This window comes from Chromatiaceae bacterium (assembly GCA_016714645.1).
Taxonomy (GTDB): domain Bacteria; phylum Pseudomonadota; class Gammaproteobacteria; order Chromatiales; family Chromatiaceae; genus M0108.
On the sequence record JADKCI010000002.1, the window covers coordinates 154,792 to 171,899 of the forward strand.

Below are 17,108 nucleotides of genomic sequence, written 5' to 3' on the forward strand. Positions count from 1 at the left end.
CGCGATACTTAACCATGGACAATCAGCCGTTACTCGACGCCACCGCCCGCCTCGCCTTCTGCGCCTATCCGCGAATCCTCGGCGGCTCGCCGCCGGACACCCCGGCGATGACCCTGGAAGGGACCGCGGGCCTTTTGGAGGGATTAGCATGAAAACTACCCTGGTGAGTTTTTTGGGCAAGAACACGGGCGATCCGAAAACCGGTTACCGCACCGCTACCTACCGTTTCGCCGACGGCCATGACCACGTCACCCCCTTTTTCGGCCTCGCCCTGGCGCGGGACCTGAACCCCGACCTGATGGTCATCCTCGGCACCTCTGGCAGTATGTGGGACGTGCTCATCGAACACCTGGCGGAAGACGAGAAGGACGAGGCAGCCGAAGAAACCCGCCTCGAACTCATGGAAGCCGTACGCAACGCCACGGTGGACGCCGCCCTGCTCCAGCGCGTACAACCCCTGGCCGAACGGCACATGGCCCGCCCCCTCATCCTGCGTCTCATCCCCTATGGCCGGGACGACCAAGAACAGGCTGGCATCCTGCAAGCCATCGCCGCGGCCGTCCCGCCGGGTCGGGTGCACATCGACCTCACCCATGGCTTCCGCCACCTGGCCGCCCTGGGGCTGCTTTCCGCCTTTTTTCTCGAATGTCTCGCCCGCCTGAAGGTGTCCGGCCTCTATTACGGTGCTTTGGACATGACCCGTGACGGCGTTACGCCGGTACTGCGACTGGATGGCCTCCTCGCCATCCAACGCTGGATCGACGCCCTCGACCGTTTCGATCAGAGCGGCGACTACGGCGTCTTCGCGCCCTTGCTCGTGGCCGATGGCATCGCCGAGGACAAGGCCCGCTGCCTGGAGGATGCCGCCTTTCATGAGCGGACCTTCAACCTCTCCGGCGCCCGGCGGAAGCTCATGACCTTCCTGCCTCTGCTCGATGCCGGTCTGCCCGGTAGCGCGGCGCTATTCCAGAATCAGATGAAGGAACGCCTGGCTTGGGCGCGTGAGAGCGATCTCGCCGTCAACCAGCAGCGCCTTGCCTATCTCTACCTCGACCGGCGTGACTATGCCCGCGCCGCGATCTTCGGCTGGGAGTCGCTGATTACCCGCGAATGCGGAGCGCGGGGTTATGACAGTCAGGATTACAGGTCAGGACGGGAACCGGCCACGGATGCCCTCGATGCCGAAGTCCGTGCCCGTGCCAAGCGGCTGCCACCGGACTGGATCACTGCCTACTGGACGCTCAAGAGCCTGCGCAACGGGCTCGCCCACGGCAATCCCGCCTCCGTGGATCAGGTGCGGAAGATCATCGCCAGCCCCACTCGCCTGCCGGACGAGCTGCGCCGCGCCTTCGACAGGCTGTTGAACTGACGTCGCAAGCTTGCCGGGTCTGCGTTATCACCCTGGGCGCGCCATCATCCGAAAAATCTTCAGAGACAATCTATGAATATCTATGAATACACCCTCCGTTTCAACACCCCCGCCTTTCTCGGCAACGCCGAGCAGAACGCCCAATGGCGCACCCCACCCATCAAGGCGCTGCTCCGACAGTGGTGGCGGATGGCCTATGCCGCCGATCAGGGGTTTCGGGTCGATGTGGCGACCATGGGCCGGGAAGAGGGTCGGTTGTTTGGAGTCGCCAGTGATGGCGAGGGCGATAGTCGCAAGAGCCTGGTGCGCATCCGCTTGGACAAGTGGGCTGAAGGCTCTCTGAAAAGCTGGGAAGGGCCGGACCAGAGCGTTGCACATCCCGAGGTGAAGAATCCAGTAGGTTCGCAACTCTATCTTGGCTATGGCCCGCTGAAGTTTCTTAAGGGAACTGCGCTCAAGGCCAACGCCGCCATCCAGGCTGGCGATTCAGCCGCGATCTCCCTGGCGATACCAACGGCGCATCAGGATGCCGAACTCTCCCGCCTGCTCGAACGCAATGTCCCGCTCATCGAACGCGCCTTATGGCTCATGGACCACTACGGCACCCTGGGTGGACGCAGCCGCAATGGTTGGGGCTCCTTCGCCCTCACGCCGAAAGAAGGCACGCCAGACTTGGCGGGCAACCCGCCGCTACGCCCCTGGGGTGACTGTCTGAAACTGGATTGGCCGCACGCGCTCGGCCAGGACGACCAGGGCGCCCTGATCTGGCAAACCAGCCCGTTCGAAGACTGGAAGCCACTGATGCGAGAATTGGCTGTCATCAAGATCGGGCTGCGGACGCAATTCATCTTTACGACTGGGAATGAGGCCTCCCAAACGGAAGCGCGCCACTGGCTGAGTTACCCCATCACCAACCACTCGGTGAAAGCCTGGGGCAATAACGCTCGATTGCCCAACAGCCTCCGTTTCAAGATCCGCAAGACAGCGAACGGCAAGTTTGTCGGCGCGATTTTTCATGTGCCTTGCCTGCCACCGTCCACTTTCATTCCCAACCAAAATAGCCAAGCCATCAAGCAAGTGAGCCAAGCCATCAAGCAAGTGTGGTCCCAGGTACACCAGTTCCTGGATGGACCAACACCACTATTGACCCGCATTGGGGTATAAGTCATGACCAACGACCTCATCTGGCAAACCAAGCTGGCCGCGCGTGTCCACGACCCGGCGGAGAAGGCGCTGGTGCTGCTGCGCGACCCGGCCGGGCACGAGGGCGGTACGTCAAAGGCACTGACCCGCTTGCTGGGCCTGTCCGACCTCGGCGCGGCAACCCTTGACTCGGACAACGCCGAGGCGCTGTCCACGGTGATCTTCAAGAAGGGCTTACCGTTGGCCCTGTACCGGCATGTCCAGCGCGCCGACTGGTGGGCGGCGGCGGCGGACCGGCCCCAGTGGCCGATGCAGGCCATCACCGTCACCACCCGGAAAGGTGAGCAGAAAACCTTTGGGGTTGCCCCGTGGGCGCAGGTGCGCTGGACCCAAAAGCCGGTGTTGATCCACCCGCTGACGGGCGAGCAGTTCGACCTGGCGAAACAGGGTGGCCTCAGCGACACCGATTTCAAGGACATCAAGCAACGCAGCTTCGACCATTTCTCGCGCCTGCTCACCCGCTTGTCCCTGGCCGACCTCGCCGAAGACCCCCGCAAGATCTTGCTTACCTACTGGCGTTTCGGCCCGGAACTGGCCGAAGAGGCAGACAACGGCAAACTCGGCGCACTGTGGGGCGTACTGCCCGCCGATACCCGGGTGCCGGACCACTCGATCTGGGATCACCTGGACTTGACCTCGGCCTTCGCCGGCGCCTTTGCCGCTGACCCGGATGGCGAGGCCGCGCTGCTGGCGCTGTCCATTGGCCCGGTGCAGGGCTTCATCGCTAGCGCGCGCACCACCTCCGACCTCTGGGCCGGTTCCCATCTCCTCTCGCGCCTGGCCTGGGAGGCGATGAAACCCGTTTGCGAAGCGCTGGGGCCGGATGCCATCCTCTTCCCGCGGTTGCGCGGCGTGCCGCAAGTGGATCTGTGGCTGCGCGACCGGATGAACCTGCCCGACGCCCTGTTCAAGGACTGCGAATGGATGAAGCGCGGCACCGATGCGAACCCCCTGTTCTCCGCCGCCTTGCCCAACCGGTTCGTGGCGATCGTGCCGGCCAGTCAGGCGCAAGACATCGCCGACCAGGTTACCCAAGCGGTTCGCGGTTGGTTGCAATCCCAAGGGCAGGATGTTGTTTCCCGTTTGCTCAAGGAGGCCGGCTTTGATGTCGAATCCACCGGTCACCCCTACCAACAGATGCAGGAACAACTCCAGGGCTTCCCGGAGGTGCATTGGGCGGTGGTGCCATTCTCCCTGATTCACCCGCGTAACCCAGCCAAACAGACCGATCTGGATGTCAGCCAGCTTGCCCATGCGATGGCGCCTTTCTTCGGCGTGGCCGCCGGCCAGCCCTGCGGTTTTCTCAACAAACCCGCCTGGCGGGCGCTGCAACAGGCAATCGACTGGGGCGATGGCACCACCTTCTTCGCCCCCAACCCTGGCGTGCTTTATCCGGCGGTGTATGACCTGGCGGAACGGGTGCTGGCGGCGGCAAAGACCGTGCGCCCTTTCGACCAGACGGAACAACAAGGCTGGCGTTGCTCGCTGACCGGCGAGGCCGAATGGCTGACCACCGACCCGGCGCAACTGCGGAAGTCCTATCGCCAGCAGACCGATACCCTGTGGGCAAGAGTGGCGGCGCACAATCCCGCTTGGGCTAAGAAGGGCGAACACCTCAGCGCCTTGCCCGCCATCAAACGCCTTTGGCCAACCCTCTTCACCGAGGAAGTCCGCAATGCGCTGGGGGCGGGCGAACGCGGCGAGCAGGAGACCTTCCGCCGCTTCGTTGTCTCCACCCATACCATGGCGCTGGCGCATCAACTTGACCAATGGCTGGAGCGCGGCGGCCTGACCTGCCCAGGCTTCAAGCAAGCCCGTAACCAGGCCGGTGCGGTGGCTTTGCCGCGCCGGCTGATGCTCCGACACCTCAATAACCCGGCCCTGGCCGATGCCAAGCGCCTACCCGGCTTGCTGGAGGCGGCACGCGATGCCGAGGATGACGCGGCGCTGGAACAGGCCCAACGGCTGGTGCGGCAAACCCTCGCCCCCCGCTCCCCCGGCCCCTCTGCCGCCGAGGAGCAGAGCTTCAGGCTCGAAACCTATTACGCCCTCCTCATGATGGACGGGGACCGTATGGGCGCCTGGCTCGCCGGCGGCGACGACTATGCCATTCCTTACCGCCAGAGCTTTCACCCACAAGTGCAAGACGGCTTTGATAAGTTCGCCGTCAAGCAGAAGCTGATCCAGGCCTATGGAGCGCAACCCCGGGCGCTCTCGCCCAACCGGCATCTGGCCATTTCCGGCGCGCTTAACGACTTCTCCCTCAGCGTGGTGCGTCATGTGGTCGAGGAGGAACATTTGGGCCGCGTCATCTATGCCGGTGGCGACGACGTGCTCGCCATGTTGCCGGTGGCCGACCTGCTCACCGCCATGCAGCGGCTGCGGCTGGCTTATTCCGGGGACGACCCGACCCATGAAGGTGGGCGCGACCCGCGCGGCCTGACCCTGCACCAGGGTTTCGCCCTGCTCAAAGGCAAGCTGATGCGGATGATGGGCACTCAGGCCACCGCCAGTTGCGGTGCCGTCATCGCCCACCACCAAGCCCCCTTGGGCGCGGTGATGCGGGAACTGCGCGCCGCGGAACAGCGCGCCAAGAACGAGGGCGGCCGCGATGCCTTTTCCATCACGGTCATCAAGCGTTCCGGTGGCTCCCTCTACCTCACGGCCAAATGGGGTGAGCCGGTGGCGCTGCTTGCCGATCTCATGGCCTTCCTGCGTGACCCTGGCGTCTCACGCCGGGCGGTCTACAACAGCCTGGCATGGCTTACCGACCTGCCCGAACCGGCAGGCGATGGCGCCATGCTCGCCACCTTGCTGGCCTATCAGTTGGCCCGACAGGCGGACAGGGGGGCAAAGGTGTTTGCTCCGGATCTGGCCCGTCGGCTGGCCGCGCTCACCCTGCGGCAACCCGGGAAGCGGCTGGTCTGGCTACAAAACTTTATGACCGTGGCCGAGTTCCTGGCCCGGGAAACCCGCGCGGGAGAACCAGCATGAACGCCGTTGAATACCGCTTTCTCGAACCGCTGGATGTGCTGTTTCTGCGCGGCAACAAGCTGTTTGGCGACCCCGGCAGTTACGGCGAATCGCTGGTGCCGCCCTGGCCGTCAGTGGCGGCGGGGGCCTTGCGTTCGCGCATGCTGACCGACGACGGCGTGGACCTGGTCGCTTTTGCCGCCGGTCGCGTGGTGCATCCGGTGCTGGGCACCCCCGACCAACCTGGCACTTTCCAGGTCACGAGCTTCCAGATGGCGCGCCGGCTGGCCGATGGCCGGGTGGAACCGCTGATTGCGCCGCCCGCCGACCTGGTCATCGGCGAACAGGATGGCAAGGTCAAGGCGGTGCGCGCCCTCAGCCCCACCCGACCCGCCGCCGGGGTGCTGTCCTCATCGCCCCTGCCGATGCTACCGGTGCTGGCCGAGACCGAACGCGGCAAGGCGGCCGCGGGTTACTGGCTGACCGCAGCCGGTTGGCGCACATACCTGGCGGGCCATACGCCGCTGCCGGGCGACCTCATCAAATCCAGCCAACTCTGGTGCATCGACCCGCGCGTGGGCGTGGGCCTTGATGCCAGCACCCGACGCGCCGCCGACGGTCGGCTGTTCTCCGTGCAGGCGGTGGCGATGCAACCCGGCGTGGGTTTTCTGGCCGGTATCGCGGGCGCCGCGCCACCCGCCAGCGGCCTGGTCCGCTTTGGCGGCGACGGCCGGGCGGCGGCCATCCACCCCGCCGCGCCGCAGACAGCCGCGCCGGACTATGGGGCCATCGCGCGCGCCGGACGTTGCCGCTTGGTGCTTGCCACGCCGGGCATCTTCCCCGCGGGCTGGACATTGCCGGGCACCGATGCCGCAGGCCGATTCCACCTGGGCGAAGTCAGCGGCCGTCTCGTTTGCGCCGCGGTCACCCGCGCCGAGATCGTTTCCGGCTGGGACTTGGCCCTTTGGCAGCCCAAGTCCGCCCGCCGCGCCGCCCCCGCCGGTAGCGTTTATTGGCTGGACGACGTCGTCGCCACGCCGGAGGCGCTCCGCAAGCTTGCCGCATCGGGTTTGTGGGACGCCGGAGGCGAGAATCGGCAACGTCAGGCCGAGGGTTTTAATCGTTTTACATTTGCCGCTTACTGATCAGGGAGACCTTCATGTTCGAAAAACACGCCGCCGTATTTTTTTACGCCGTTAGTCCCATCCACATGGGCGCCGGTCAGGCGATTGGGGTAATTGACAACCCTATCCAGCGGGAGCGCCATACCGGCCACCCCTGCTTTGCCGGTTCCGGCATCAAGGGCGCGGTTCGGCATGGCTTCGAGGCGCTTTCCAAAGGGATGACACTGGAAAAACCCTTGAAAGAATTGATCGACGTGCTGTTTGGCCCGGATGCCGGTAGCAGCGACCTGCATGCCGGGGCGGTCAGCTTCGGCGACGCTCAACTCGTGGCCTTGCCGGTGCGCAGCCTCAAGGGTGGCTACATCTATGCCACCTGTCCGCAGGCGCTGTCCCGCGCCCAGCGGTTGCTGGGGCTGATCGGTATCAAGACAGACTGGCCGGCGTTGCCCGTGGTGACGGAAGGCGGCTGCCTGCTTGCCAATTCGACTCTGGCCACCGAGCGCCAAATCAACGGGAGGCAGGAACATGTGTTGCACCTGGAAGCCTTCGAATACACAGTTGCAGGAGCAGGCTCTGCCCGCGATCAGGTCGCCAAGATCGCCGCCGACCTTGCCGCCAAGGCCTTTCCGGTGGACGCGGCCTATGCCTTCTTCCGCGATAAGTTCAGCCAGGATCTGGTGGTGCTGTCCGATACCGACTTCGCCTACTTCGCCCAGAATGCCATGCTGGTGGAACCCCACGTCTGCATCAACCCCGACACCGGCACGGCCAAGGGAACAGGCCTTTTCTACACCGAAAACCTGCCCCCCGAATCGCTACTCATCGCGCCCATGCTGGCCAGCCAGACCCGCACCGGCCAGCGGGACGATCGGATGGACGCCCTGGGGGTGCATTTGAAGATGAAGACCCTGCTCGATGGCCGCCTGCTCCAGATCGGCGGCGACGTCACCACTGGACGCGGTCTGGTGGTGACCACGGTCGTGGAGGGTTGAGGCGATGAAACCTAGCGCCACATCCGCCCCCCCGGCCACGGCCGCCAAAAACCGGCTGACCCTCGAACAACAACGCGCCCAGGATGCCTGGACCCAATGCGCCACCTACACCAAGGAACACGTCAACGTCGCCAAGGGCCTGCCCGCCCTCATTATGAATTCCGGGTTGATGCAGGTGCTGGCGTTCTGCCATGAGAAGGGTCAGAAAGAATCCGGCCGTCACAACGAAGCTGTCGCCAGCCATTTACGCCACTGGCTACAACGACGTTTTCCGCAATGGATCCAAAGTGCCAACTTTGCGCCCTTCATGGAAGCCCTCATGAAAGCCAAGCCCAACGACTACCAGGCCATCACCGCCGAAGCCTTCGCCTGGCTGCGCTGGATGCGGCAAATGGCCGCCGCCCGCCAGGGAGGGGAGTAACATGCCCGTTGCCGCCGCGCCCGCCTATCTGGGTAAGGATTTCAAAGAGGCCTCGCCGGGGATGCGCTTTGGCATGTATCTCCAGCTATGGAACGAAGGCTCCTGGACGAAAGCCAAGGAAAGGCCGCTTGATGGGGCCAAACGACTGAACGACAACGACCGTAATACCATGCGCGGCCTGCTGGAGCGCCAACGACGAGTGTTCGACATAGCGGCCGCGCCCAGTGCGTCCTACCGCCTCGACGCCCTCGCCATTGCCCCCTTCACCACCGGCCTGGGTAACGAGCACCCGCTGGAAAACGGCTTTGCCTTTCTCAGCCCCTACGGCCTGCCCTACCTCCCCGGCAGCGGGGTCAAGGGCGTGCTGCGCCAGGCGGCGCGGGAACTGGCCGGCGGCGACTGGGGCGAGGCGCAGGGCTGGGATGATGCCGCCATCGAAATCCTATTTGGTCGAGAAGCCACCGACGGTGCAACCGACCATCTACGCGGTGCCCTGATGTTTTGGGACGTCATCCCGCAAATTGCCCCGGCAGATCCGAAAAGGCCCGACCAGATCAGCCTCGCGGTTGAAATCATGACCCCGCACCAGGGCCACTACTACCAGAACGGCGCCTCGCCGCACGAATCCGGCCAGCCCAACCCCATCAGCTTCCTCACCGTACCGCCGCAATCCCGCTTTGTCTTCCATGTGCAATGCCATCTGGCCCACCTTGAGCGCCTCGCGCCCAGGTTGGCGCAAGACAGCCGCTGGAAAACCCTGCTCGCGGCCGCTTTTCAGCATGCCTATCAGTGGCTAGGGTTCGGGGCGAAGACCGCCGTCGGTTACGGCGCCATGCAGGAAAACCCTGAAGCCCGGGCCGAAAGCGAACGGCAACAAGCCGCGGCCCAAGCAGAAGCCCAGCAACGAGCCGAGGCGGCCCACCGTGCCACCCTGTCACCCGAAGACCTGGCCTGGGAAGAACACCAGCCGGTCGTCGCAGCCTTCCGGCAGCAATTCGAGACCGCGAGTAAAAGCCCCTACCAGCCCGGCAGCCAGTTCGATAACCAGCGTAAGAACTTCATGAATGTGGCCTTGACCTGGGAAGATGCGACCAGCCGACAAGCCGCCGGGGAGTTGCTCAAGGCAACGATGACCAAGGCTTGGGGTACGCCGGGCAAAAAAGACAGCAAGCAACGACTGATGGATGCCGCTGTCGGGCTGTGTCCCTTGACGAGGTAACTCCATGTCCAGCGTTTTACTCACCTTCCTCGGCCGCGTCCCCAAAGACCAGCAGGGTTACCGCGTCACCCGCTATGACTTCGGGGACGGCCAGCCCCAGGCGGCGGCCGAACACCTGGCGCGTCTGGCCACCATGAGCGCGGAGGAACAGGCCCTCGCCACCAGCCGCGCTCTCCTGGAACGTGACCGGACCGAGGGGCGCGCAAAGAGGCGGGCGGTGAGCTGGCCAACGCCCTGATCTAGGCCGTGCGAGAACGGGCATAGGGGTGTCGACCAGCCAGCCGATTGAGAATATGGTCGGCAAAGCCTAGAATGACATTTGTAAAACAATTTGGAGTAAGGATAGATGTACGCCATAAAAATATCGGAAGGCGGGCGGGTCGTGGTCCCGGCGGAGGTGCGTAAGGCCCTGGGCGTGACGGAGGGCGAAACGCTCCTGGGCGAACTGCGCGATGGCGCCTTGGTGTTGACCACGCGCCGCGCCCAACTGGCGGCGTCCCGCCGTCTGTTTCAGCAGTCTTTTCCCCCGGGTAGTCCCTCCCTGGCGGATGAACTCATCGCCGAGCGGCGCGAGGCCGCGGCGAACGAGGACCGGTAGGTGGTCAGCGTCCTGGATACCTCGGCATTGCTCGCGGCCCTGCAGGGCGAGCCGGGCCAGGAACAGGTGGATGCCGCCTTGTTGGGGGGTGAATGTTGCATGTCAACGGTCAACCTGGCTGAATTTGCCGGTAAATGCCTGGCGGGCGGCCTGGCGGACAGCGATCTTGAGCGCTTGCTGGCCGGATTTGATCTGACCATCCACGCCTTTGATCGCGCGCAGGCGCTGACCACGGGCAAGCTGCGCGCCACGACCCGCCATCTTGGCCTCTCCCTCGGCGACCGCGCCTGTCTGGCCCTGGCCATCGAGCTGAACGCCACCGTCATCACCGCCGACCGCCTCTGGACCCAAGTCGCGCCTCTGGGCATCCGCATCGACTGCATCCGACCCGACCGGCATTGAGCACACCATGACCCGCCACACCGCACCCCAGGTCCTCATCACCTTCCTCGGCCGCGTCCCAAAGGACCAGCAGGGTTACCGCGTCACCTGCTATGACTTCGGGGACGGCCAGCCCCAGGCGCCGGCGGCCTTTTTTGGCTGGCCTCTGCGCCAGCACCTGGGCGCCGAGCGCCTGGTAATCCTGGGCACGGCGGGCAGCATGTGGGAACACCTGTTCGAAGGGGACTACGACTTTGGCGACGCGGACGAGGAGGCCTGGCTGGCCCTGGGCGAGGCAGTGGAGCTGAAGAACGTCACCGCCGCGCATCTGGGACCTTTGACGCCGCTGCTGGCCCAACGCCTCGGTTGCGAGGTGCGGCTCGAGATCATCCCCTATGCCCAGGACCCCGCCGAACAGGTCGCGCTGTTGCGCATCATGGCCGCCCACGTCGAGGTCGGGGATCGGGTCCATCTGGATGTCACCCACGGCTTCCGGCACCTGCCCATGCTCGGCGTCCTCTCCGCCCTGCACCTGCGCATTACCCGCCAGGCCCACATCGAGGGGATCTGGTATGGCGCCTACGACCCCGACACCGGGGCGGCGCCGGTCCACAACCTGGTAGGCCTGCTCAACATCGCCGATTGGGTGCAGGCCCTGCATACCTACGACAAGGATGGCGACTATGGCGCCTTTGCCGACCTGCTCGACCTCGGCCGGGGCCAGAGCGGCCGGTTGTTACGGGAGGCCGCCTTTTTCGAGCGCACCAGTAACCCGGTCAAGGCCCGCGAAAAGCTCAATACCTGGGGTGGGCTACCGGACCGCTACCCCAACGGCGATAGCACGGCCGAGCTGTTCCGCGACGAACTGGAGAAGCGCCTGGCCTGGGTGCGGGGCGGCAACCGCGCCGCCTGGGAGGGCGCCCTAGGCTGGCAGCATCTGAAGCGGGGGGATTATGTCCGCGCCGTCATCTATGGCATGGAAGCGGTGATTAGCGGGGAGGTGACGCGCCAAAATGACGACTTGAATAACTTTGATCACCGGGATTACCACCGCAAGGCACTCATGACCAAGGATGACTTCAAGACCCTGAGCGGGCTGCGCAACGCCTTGGCTCATGGGGTCCGCCCCTACGACCAGCGACTGGCCCACATGATCGGCAACGCCAAGGAACTGCAGGCCAGCCTGCGCGGGCTATTCCGCAAGCTGGGGGTGCCCCGCTGACGACCTAGGGGGTCTCCCGCAAGCTTGCCATCCCTGCCTGGTGACCGCCGCTCTGTCAGCATGACCACCACGGACCGCCCGGTCCGCCACTGTTCAGCCGGAGACCTCGCCATGCTCGCCTTCTGGATTTCCCTCCTCCTCTTCCTCTACAAGCTGGGCCAGCGGGGGTAGCCCGCGCCGCAGCCATGGCCAACCACGCGCCACAGCTCTTTCTGCTCGCCTACGACATCGCCGACCCGCGGCGCCTGGCCCGCGTCCACCGTACCGTCAAGCAGCAAGGCATGCCCCTGCAATACTCCGTGTTCCTGATCGCCGACACCCCCGCCGTCCTGGATGGCCTCTTGGCGGAGCTGGACGACATCATCGACCCGCGGGCCGACGATATCCGCGTCTATCCCCTACCCAGCCACCTCGATGCCGAGCGGTATGGCCGGCAGTTTCTGCCCATGGGGGTGATGCTGCTGGGCGATGACCGGCTGGACCGCCAGCTTGGCGCCCTGATGGACAGGGAGCCTGCGCCAGCCTCAGCGGGGAGCGGCGCCCCGCAAGCTTGTGGTCCCGGCCCCGCGTCCCCCCTTGTGGCAGGCTAAGTCCCGTCAACCATCCGAGCGCCACACGGCTGATGCCGGCGGAGACTCCTACCATGTCGACCCTCTATCTCGATCGTCGCGAACTGGCCCTGAAACTGGAAGGGCGCGCCCTGGTGATCTACGCCAGCGGCGAGCGCCAGGGCACCGTGCCCACCCATCTGCTGGACCGGATCGTGATGCACAGCGCGGTTGCGCTGGACTCCAGCCTGCTGGCGCGGCTGGCGGACGATGGCATCGCCATCCAGCTCCACGGCGGCCAGCACGGCGCCAAGGTGGCCCTCATCCATGGCCGGGGACCAGGCGATGCTACCCGGCGCATTGGCCAATACCGCGCCTACGAGGACGACGCCTGGCGGCAGCGTTGGGCGCGCTTGCTGGTCCTGGCCAAGGTCAAGGGTCAGGTGGGATTACTGCGCCAGGCCCTGGCCGAGCGCCCCGAGCAACGCCGGCCCTTGACCCAGGGCCTGGAGCGTCTCGGTCAGGCGCGGGAGCGCCTGCGCCAGGAGCCGCAGCCCGCCATCGCGCGCCTGCGCGGCCTGGAAGGCGCGGCGGCCGCGGCCTATTTCCAGGCCTATGGCGCCCTGTTCGCGCCCAGCCTGGGCTTTGCCGGCCGCAACCGGCGCCCGCCCCGCGACCCCGTTAATGCCGTCCTGTCCCTCGGCTATACCCTGATGCACTTCGAGGCGGTCCGCGCCTGCCAGACGGCGGGCCTCGACCCCTTCATTGGCTTTTTCCACGAGCTGGACCCCGGCCGGGAATCCCTGGCCTGCGACCTGGTGGAACCCCTGCGCCCCCGGGTGGACGCCTGGGCGTGGTCCCTGTTCCGCGCGGAGGAACTGCGGGAGGACCATTTCGACCGCCACGGCGAGGCCTGCCTGCTCGGCAAGGCCGGCCGCGGCCACTTCTACGCCGCCTTTGAACCCATGGCCCAGTTGCCGCGCCGCTGGCTGCGGCGCGTCACGCGCCGGCTGGCCCAGGGTCTGCATGAGCGCGGGAGGGTCACCCTGCCCAGCGAATGGCCATGATCATCCACACCGCCCGACCCTGTGGCGAACCGGCGCCACGCCCCCGGGATGATGACGCCCGCCCCCTGTACATAGCGCCGGGTGGCGACACCCAGATCCAGCTCGATGGCCCCGCCCTCAGCATCCAGCGCGGCGAGCGCGCCGAACAGCTCTTCCCCTTACGACGGCTGTCGCGCATTCATTGCGCCGAGGACACCTACTGGACCACGGAGGCCCTGATGGCCTGCGCCAAACGGGGCATTGCCATCCTGTTCGTGGATGAAACCGGTAGCGTGGTCGCGCGCCTGCTCGGGCGGCCGGGCCTCCATGACCACCTCGGCCACCGCTTGGCGGAGTTCCTGCTCCTGCCCCAGGCCATGGGCATGTATGAGCACTGGCGCCAGACCTACGAGCGGCGCGTCGCCGCCTGGACCGGTACCCGGCTCGGGTTGGCGACCAGCGAACGGGACCCCGTGCGCTGCCGCGCCGGCCTGCAAGCCCTGGCGGCGCATTACGCCGGCGACCCACAGGAGATGCGCACCCGCCAATGGCTGCGGGGCATCGCCCTGGGCTGGATGCAGGCGCACCTCCAGGAACTGGGCCTGGGCGCCCAAAGTGAATTGGCCCAATCCGGGGCCCCACCCCTGGCGCGGGATTTGACCGAGTTACTGTATTGGTATCTGGAACCGGCCCGCATCGGTTGGCTCAAGCGCCGCTGGCTCGCCGCCGAGCGCCAAGGCGTGGCCGTCAGACCACCCGCCCATGCGGAGGTCGTGCGCATCTTTGAAGCCCACGCCACCCGCGTTGCCGCCCATGGCCTGGAAATAACCGGCAACCTCCACCGCTGGCTGATCCATGAGACCTAAAGAACCACCCCCCGGGCAACCGGGACCCAGGCCTGACCTATGACCGAACGTACCCTCTACATCGCCGCCTACGATGTCTCCAGCCCCAAGCGCCTGCGGGCCGCCCTGCGAGTACTCAAGGATTATGCCAGCGGGCGCCAGAAATCCGTCTTTGAGTGCTTCCTCACCCGCGCCGAACGGCAAGAATTGCTCGAACGTATGCAAGACCTGTTGGACCCCGAACAAGACCGCTTTGTCCTGGTACGGTTAGACCCCCGTGGCAAGATCCGGGCACGCGGCAAGGCCGTCATCGTGAAAGATCCACCCTGGTTTTACATCGGTTGAGTAATGTGCTCGCCGGGCGACGGGAAACCCTTGGCGTGGTTAGCCTTCTGCGCTACGCTAAAGGCGGTTGGTAGGCCGCCAACCCCCTAAAGTGGCCCGGTTCTCCATAGATTTTGCTTATGACGCTGCACGTCAGCTTTGCGGATTTGGAAATCTTCTGGAACCCCCCTGGCAGGGGTCTGATTGTAAAGCGTTATTTTGGGGGAGGGTCCGAACGTAGACCCGATCTTGAGGGGATTAAGACCTCGACAACGCCCCAGACGAAGCCGCTGTTGCTCTGTCCGAACGTAGACCCGATCTTGAGGGGATTAAGACCGGGGATGAGATCGTTATCCATTATTTTTTCCTCCGTCCGAACGTAGACCCGATCTTGAGGGGATTAAGACGCAAGCTGCTGGATCACTTCAATGCTGTTCGCCGTGTCCGAACGTAGACCCGATCTTGAGGGGATTAAGACAATAAATGCCTGCGAGTTTTCGCGTGCCTTACTAAGTCCGAACGTAGACCCGATCTTGAGGGGATTAAGACGTAGGTGTTCATTCTTTCTCTCTCTCGTGGTGGGGTCCGAACGTAGACCCGATCTTGAGGGGATTAAGACAAAATATTTCATCCTTACCCGTTGACGGCGATTTAGTCCGAACGTAGACCCGATCTTGAGGGGATTAAGACACCAGATTACGCAATTGTTCGGTGAGATAGACCAGGTCCGAACGTAGACCCGATCTTGAGGGGATTAAGACACGCCATAGGCTTGGCAGCCTTATCGAGTGCCTTGTCGTCCGAACGTAGACCCGATCTTGAGGGGATTAAGACCTTTTTCGCCGTGCCGCATCCAAGCGTTGACGGTGGTCCGAACGTAGACCCGATCTTGAGGGGATTAAGACTACACACAGATCGTATGGGTAATGTGGGCGCCGAGGGTCCGAACGTAGACCCGATCTTGAGGGGATTAAGACGCGGATGCGGATTCGATAGCCGCGTTGATCTTGTCGGTCCGAACGTAGACCCGATCTTGAGGGGATTAAGACGCCATCGGTTTAGCGGACTTGTCTAGGGTTTTGTCCCGTCCGAACGTAGACCCGATCTTGAGGGGATTAAGACATCTAGCGCGGGTTGCTTGCATTGTCGCTTGCCTGGTCCGAACGTAGACCCGATCTTGAGGGGATTAAGACGGAATTCCAGGGAAAGGTCCAAAGCGCAGCCAGCCGTCCGAACGTAGACCCGATCTTGAGGGGATTAAGACACCACGAAATCTACTTATCGGCTTAGTTCTGCCGGGTCCGAACGTAGACCCGATCTTGAGGGGATTAAGACCCAGAGCGAACGGACGGGGCGGAAAATCGAAACCCGTCCGAACGTAGACCCGATCTTGAGGGGATTAAGACTTGATTGCGCGGTAGCCATCCGCATCTTTTCTATCTTGTCCGAACGTAGACCCGATCTTGAGGGGATTAAGACTTGGCTATCGCCCAATGCTGCTCCGACAGCTTTGTCCGAACGTAGACCCGATCTTGAGGGGATTAAGACCGGAAATGCGTTTTCAATGTGTCTATGTAAGTCCGGTCCGAACGTAGACCCGATCTTGAGGGGATTAAGACAGGATACGCTTGGCCAGGTCAAATTTAGCCTGAGACGTCCGAACGTAGACCCGATCTTGAGGGGATTAAGACCGGTTGCCAGTTCATGGTGTGCTACTCAGAAGCGTCCGAACGTAGACCCGATCTTGAGGGGATTAAGACATGCGACCCTGATCCCATAGAAACGCGATCATGTCTCGTCCGAACGTAGACCCGATCTTGAGGGGATTAAGACCAGTCGAAGCCGGGTAGGGTCTGCCGGTCGGTTTGGTGTCCGAACGTAGACCCGATCTTGAGGGGATTAAGACGGGGAATTCCCGGGAAAGGTCCAGGGCGCAGCCAGCGTCCGAACGTAGACCCGATCTTGAGGGGATTAAGACTTCCGTCCGGCGTGCAGGTTGGTGCTCGACCGCACGTCCGAACGTAGACCCGATCTTGAGGGGATTAAGACTTGGTTGCGGCCTCCTTTGGCCGATCAGAAGATGTGTCCGAACGTAGACCCGATCTTGAGGGGATTAAGACCAGGATAGGACGAATGGCCATATCCAAAGCGTCCGAACGTAGACCCGATCTTGAGGGGATTAAGACGCCGCCGCCGGGTGGACGACGACAACTCCATCGAAGTCCGAACGTAGACCCGATCTTGAGGGGATTAAGACGCCAGATCCAAAGCACCCCCAGCAAGATCGCGAGAGTCCGAACGTAGACCCGATCTTGAGGGGATTAAGACGCTCGGCAAGCTGGTCGTCCCGCCACTTCTCCGCCGGTCCGAACGTAGACCCGATCTTGAGGGGATTAAGACAGAACTCGGACGATGCCAACCCTTCTCTCGATACCCGGGTCCGAACGTAGACCCGATCTTGAGGGGATTAAGACCTCCTGGTACTGCCGAGCGTACACCCAAGGATAAGTCCGAACGTAGACCCGATCTTGAGGGGATTAAGACTCATAAAAGGTCTCCTACTCCAGCGCTGAAATAAGTCCGAACGTAGACCCGATCTTGAGGGGATTAAGACGTTGGCACTTCAACCCACCCATGACCAGCATCCTGGTCCGAACGTAGACCCGATCTTGAGGGGATTAAGACCTAACGTCAACCCCGCGGGTAATTTCCCGCATAAGTCCGAACGTAGACCCGATCTTGAGGGGATTAAGACTGGAACCATGGCGGACGATTCGATGATTGTGCCAGGTCCGAACGTAGACCCGATCTTGAGGGGATTAAGACGTTGGTAAGCGAGTAAT

The 17,108-nt window shown here is 63.7% G+C and carries 16 protein-coding genes and 1 CRISPR repeat array (1 of these 17 running past the window's edge); all 16 genes read left to right on the plus strand.

What is annotated here, in order from left to right; all coding sequences use genetic code 11:
- Positions 1 to 14 precede the first annotated feature (14 nt).
- The 16 genes from IPN92_07645 (at position 15) to cas2 (IPN92_07720) (ending at position 14,286) form a co-directional block, all read left to right on the plus strand.
- The gene (locus tag IPN92_07645) at positions 15 to 152 is read left to right on the plus strand and encodes a hypothetical protein (protein MBK8638158.1); all 138 of its coding nucleotides are present in this window, start codon (positions 15 to 17) and stop codon (positions 150 to 152) included.
- Positions 149 to 1,369 carry a TIGR02221 family CRISPR-associated protein gene (locus IPN92_07650; protein MBK8638159.1) on the plus strand — a complete coding sequence of 407 codons (1,221 nt, stop codon included), beginning with the start codon at positions 149 to 151 and terminating at the stop codon, positions 1,367 to 1,369. The genes IPN92_07645 and IPN92_07650 overlap by 4 nt, the downstream gene beginning before the upstream one ends.
- Positions 1,370 to 1,441: 72 nt before the next feature.
- Positions 1,442 to 2,533, plus strand: a complete 1,092-nt coding sequence (locus IPN92_07655; protein ID MBK8638160.1) for a hypothetical protein — start codon at positions 1,442 to 1,444, stop codon at positions 2,531 to 2,533.
- Between the two features lie 3 nt (positions 2,534 to 2,536).
- A complete protein-coding gene (gene cas10, locus IPN92_07660; protein ID MBK8638161.1) occupies positions 2,537 to 5,566 on the plus strand; it encodes a type III-B CRISPR-associated protein Cas10/Cmr2 in 3,030 nt (1,009 codons plus the stop codon).
- A complete protein-coding gene (locus tag IPN92_07665) occupies positions 5,563 to 6,690 on the plus strand; it encodes a type III-B CRISPR module-associated protein Cmr3 (GenBank protein MBK8638162.1) in 1,128 nt (375 codons plus the stop codon). The genes cas10 and IPN92_07665 overlap by 4 nt, the downstream gene beginning before the upstream one ends.
- 14 nt (positions 6,691 to 6,704) lie before the next feature.
- Positions 6,705 to 7,661, plus strand: coding sequence for a type III-B CRISPR module RAMP protein Cmr4 (gene cmr4 / locus IPN92_07670; GenBank protein MBK8638163.1), 957 nt, complete (start codon positions 6,705 to 6,707; stop codon positions 7,659 to 7,661).
- A 4-nt stretch (positions 7,662 to 7,665) separates the two neighbouring features.
- Positions 7,666 to 8,082, plus strand: coding sequence for a type III-B CRISPR module-associated protein Cmr5 (gene cmr5 / locus IPN92_07675; protein ID MBK8638164.1), 417 nt, complete (start codon positions 7,666 to 7,668; stop codon positions 8,080 to 8,082).
- Between the two features lies 1 nt (position 8,083).
- Positions 8,084 to 9,301 carry a type III-B CRISPR module RAMP protein Cmr6 gene (gene cmr6, locus IPN92_07680; protein MBK8638165.1) on the plus strand — a complete coding sequence of 406 codons (1,218 nt, stop codon included), beginning with the start codon at positions 8,084 to 8,086 and terminating at the stop codon, positions 9,299 to 9,301.
- Positions 9,302 to 9,305: 4 nt separating this feature from the next.
- On the plus strand, positions 9,306 to 9,539 hold the full coding sequence (locus IPN92_07685; GenBank protein MBK8638166.1) for a hypothetical protein: 234 nt from the start codon (positions 9,306 to 9,308) through the stop codon (positions 9,537 to 9,539).
- Between the two features lie 108 nt (positions 9,540 to 9,647).
- Positions 9,648 to 9,899, plus strand: coding sequence for an AbrB/MazE/SpoVT family DNA-binding domain-containing protein (locus tag IPN92_07690; protein MBK8638167.1), 252 nt, complete (start codon positions 9,648 to 9,650; stop codon positions 9,897 to 9,899).
- Complete coding sequence (locus IPN92_07695) at positions 9,900 to 10,301, plus strand: type II toxin-antitoxin system VapC family toxin (protein MBK8638168.1); 402 nt, start codon at positions 9,900 to 9,902, stop codon at positions 10,299 to 10,301.
- A gap of 7 nt (positions 10,302 to 10,308) precedes the next feature.
- Complete coding sequence (locus IPN92_07700; GenBank protein ID MBK8638169.1) at positions 10,309 to 11,502, plus strand: TIGR02221 family CRISPR-associated protein; 1,194 nt, start codon at positions 10,309 to 10,311, stop codon at positions 11,500 to 11,502.
- Positions 11,503 to 11,687: 185 nt separating this feature from the next.
- Positions 11,688 to 12,092: a CRISPR-associated endonuclease Cas2 gene (gene cas2, locus IPN92_07705; GenBank protein ID MBK8638170.1), complete on the plus strand. Its 405-nt coding sequence runs from the start codon at positions 11,688 to 11,690 to the stop codon at positions 12,090 to 12,092.
- Between the two features lie 53 nt (positions 12,093 to 12,145).
- The gene (gene cas1 / locus IPN92_07710; protein ID MBK8638171.1) at positions 12,146 to 13,117 is read left to right on the plus strand and encodes a CRISPR-associated endonuclease Cas1; all 972 of its coding nucleotides are present in this window, start codon (positions 12,146 to 12,148) and stop codon (positions 13,115 to 13,117) included.
- Positions 13,114 to 13,962 carry a CRISPR-associated endonuclease Cas1 gene (locus IPN92_07715; GenBank protein ID MBK8638172.1) on the plus strand — a complete coding sequence of 283 codons (849 nt, stop codon included), beginning with the start codon at positions 13,114 to 13,116 and terminating at the stop codon, positions 13,960 to 13,962. The genes cas1 and IPN92_07715 overlap by 4 nt, the downstream gene beginning before the upstream one ends.
- 39 nt (positions 13,963 to 14,001) lie before the next feature.
- On the plus strand, positions 14,002 to 14,286 hold the full coding sequence (gene cas2, locus IPN92_07720) for a CRISPR-associated endonuclease Cas2 (GenBank protein MBK8638173.1): 285 nt from the start codon (positions 14,002 to 14,004) through the stop codon (positions 14,284 to 14,286).
- A gap of 208 nt (positions 14,287 to 14,494) precedes the next feature.
- Positions 14,495 to 17,108: a CRISPR direct-repeat array (repeat unit 36 nt; unit sequence GTCCGAACGTAGACCCGATCTTGAGGGGATTAAGAC); it runs 480 nt beyond the window's last position.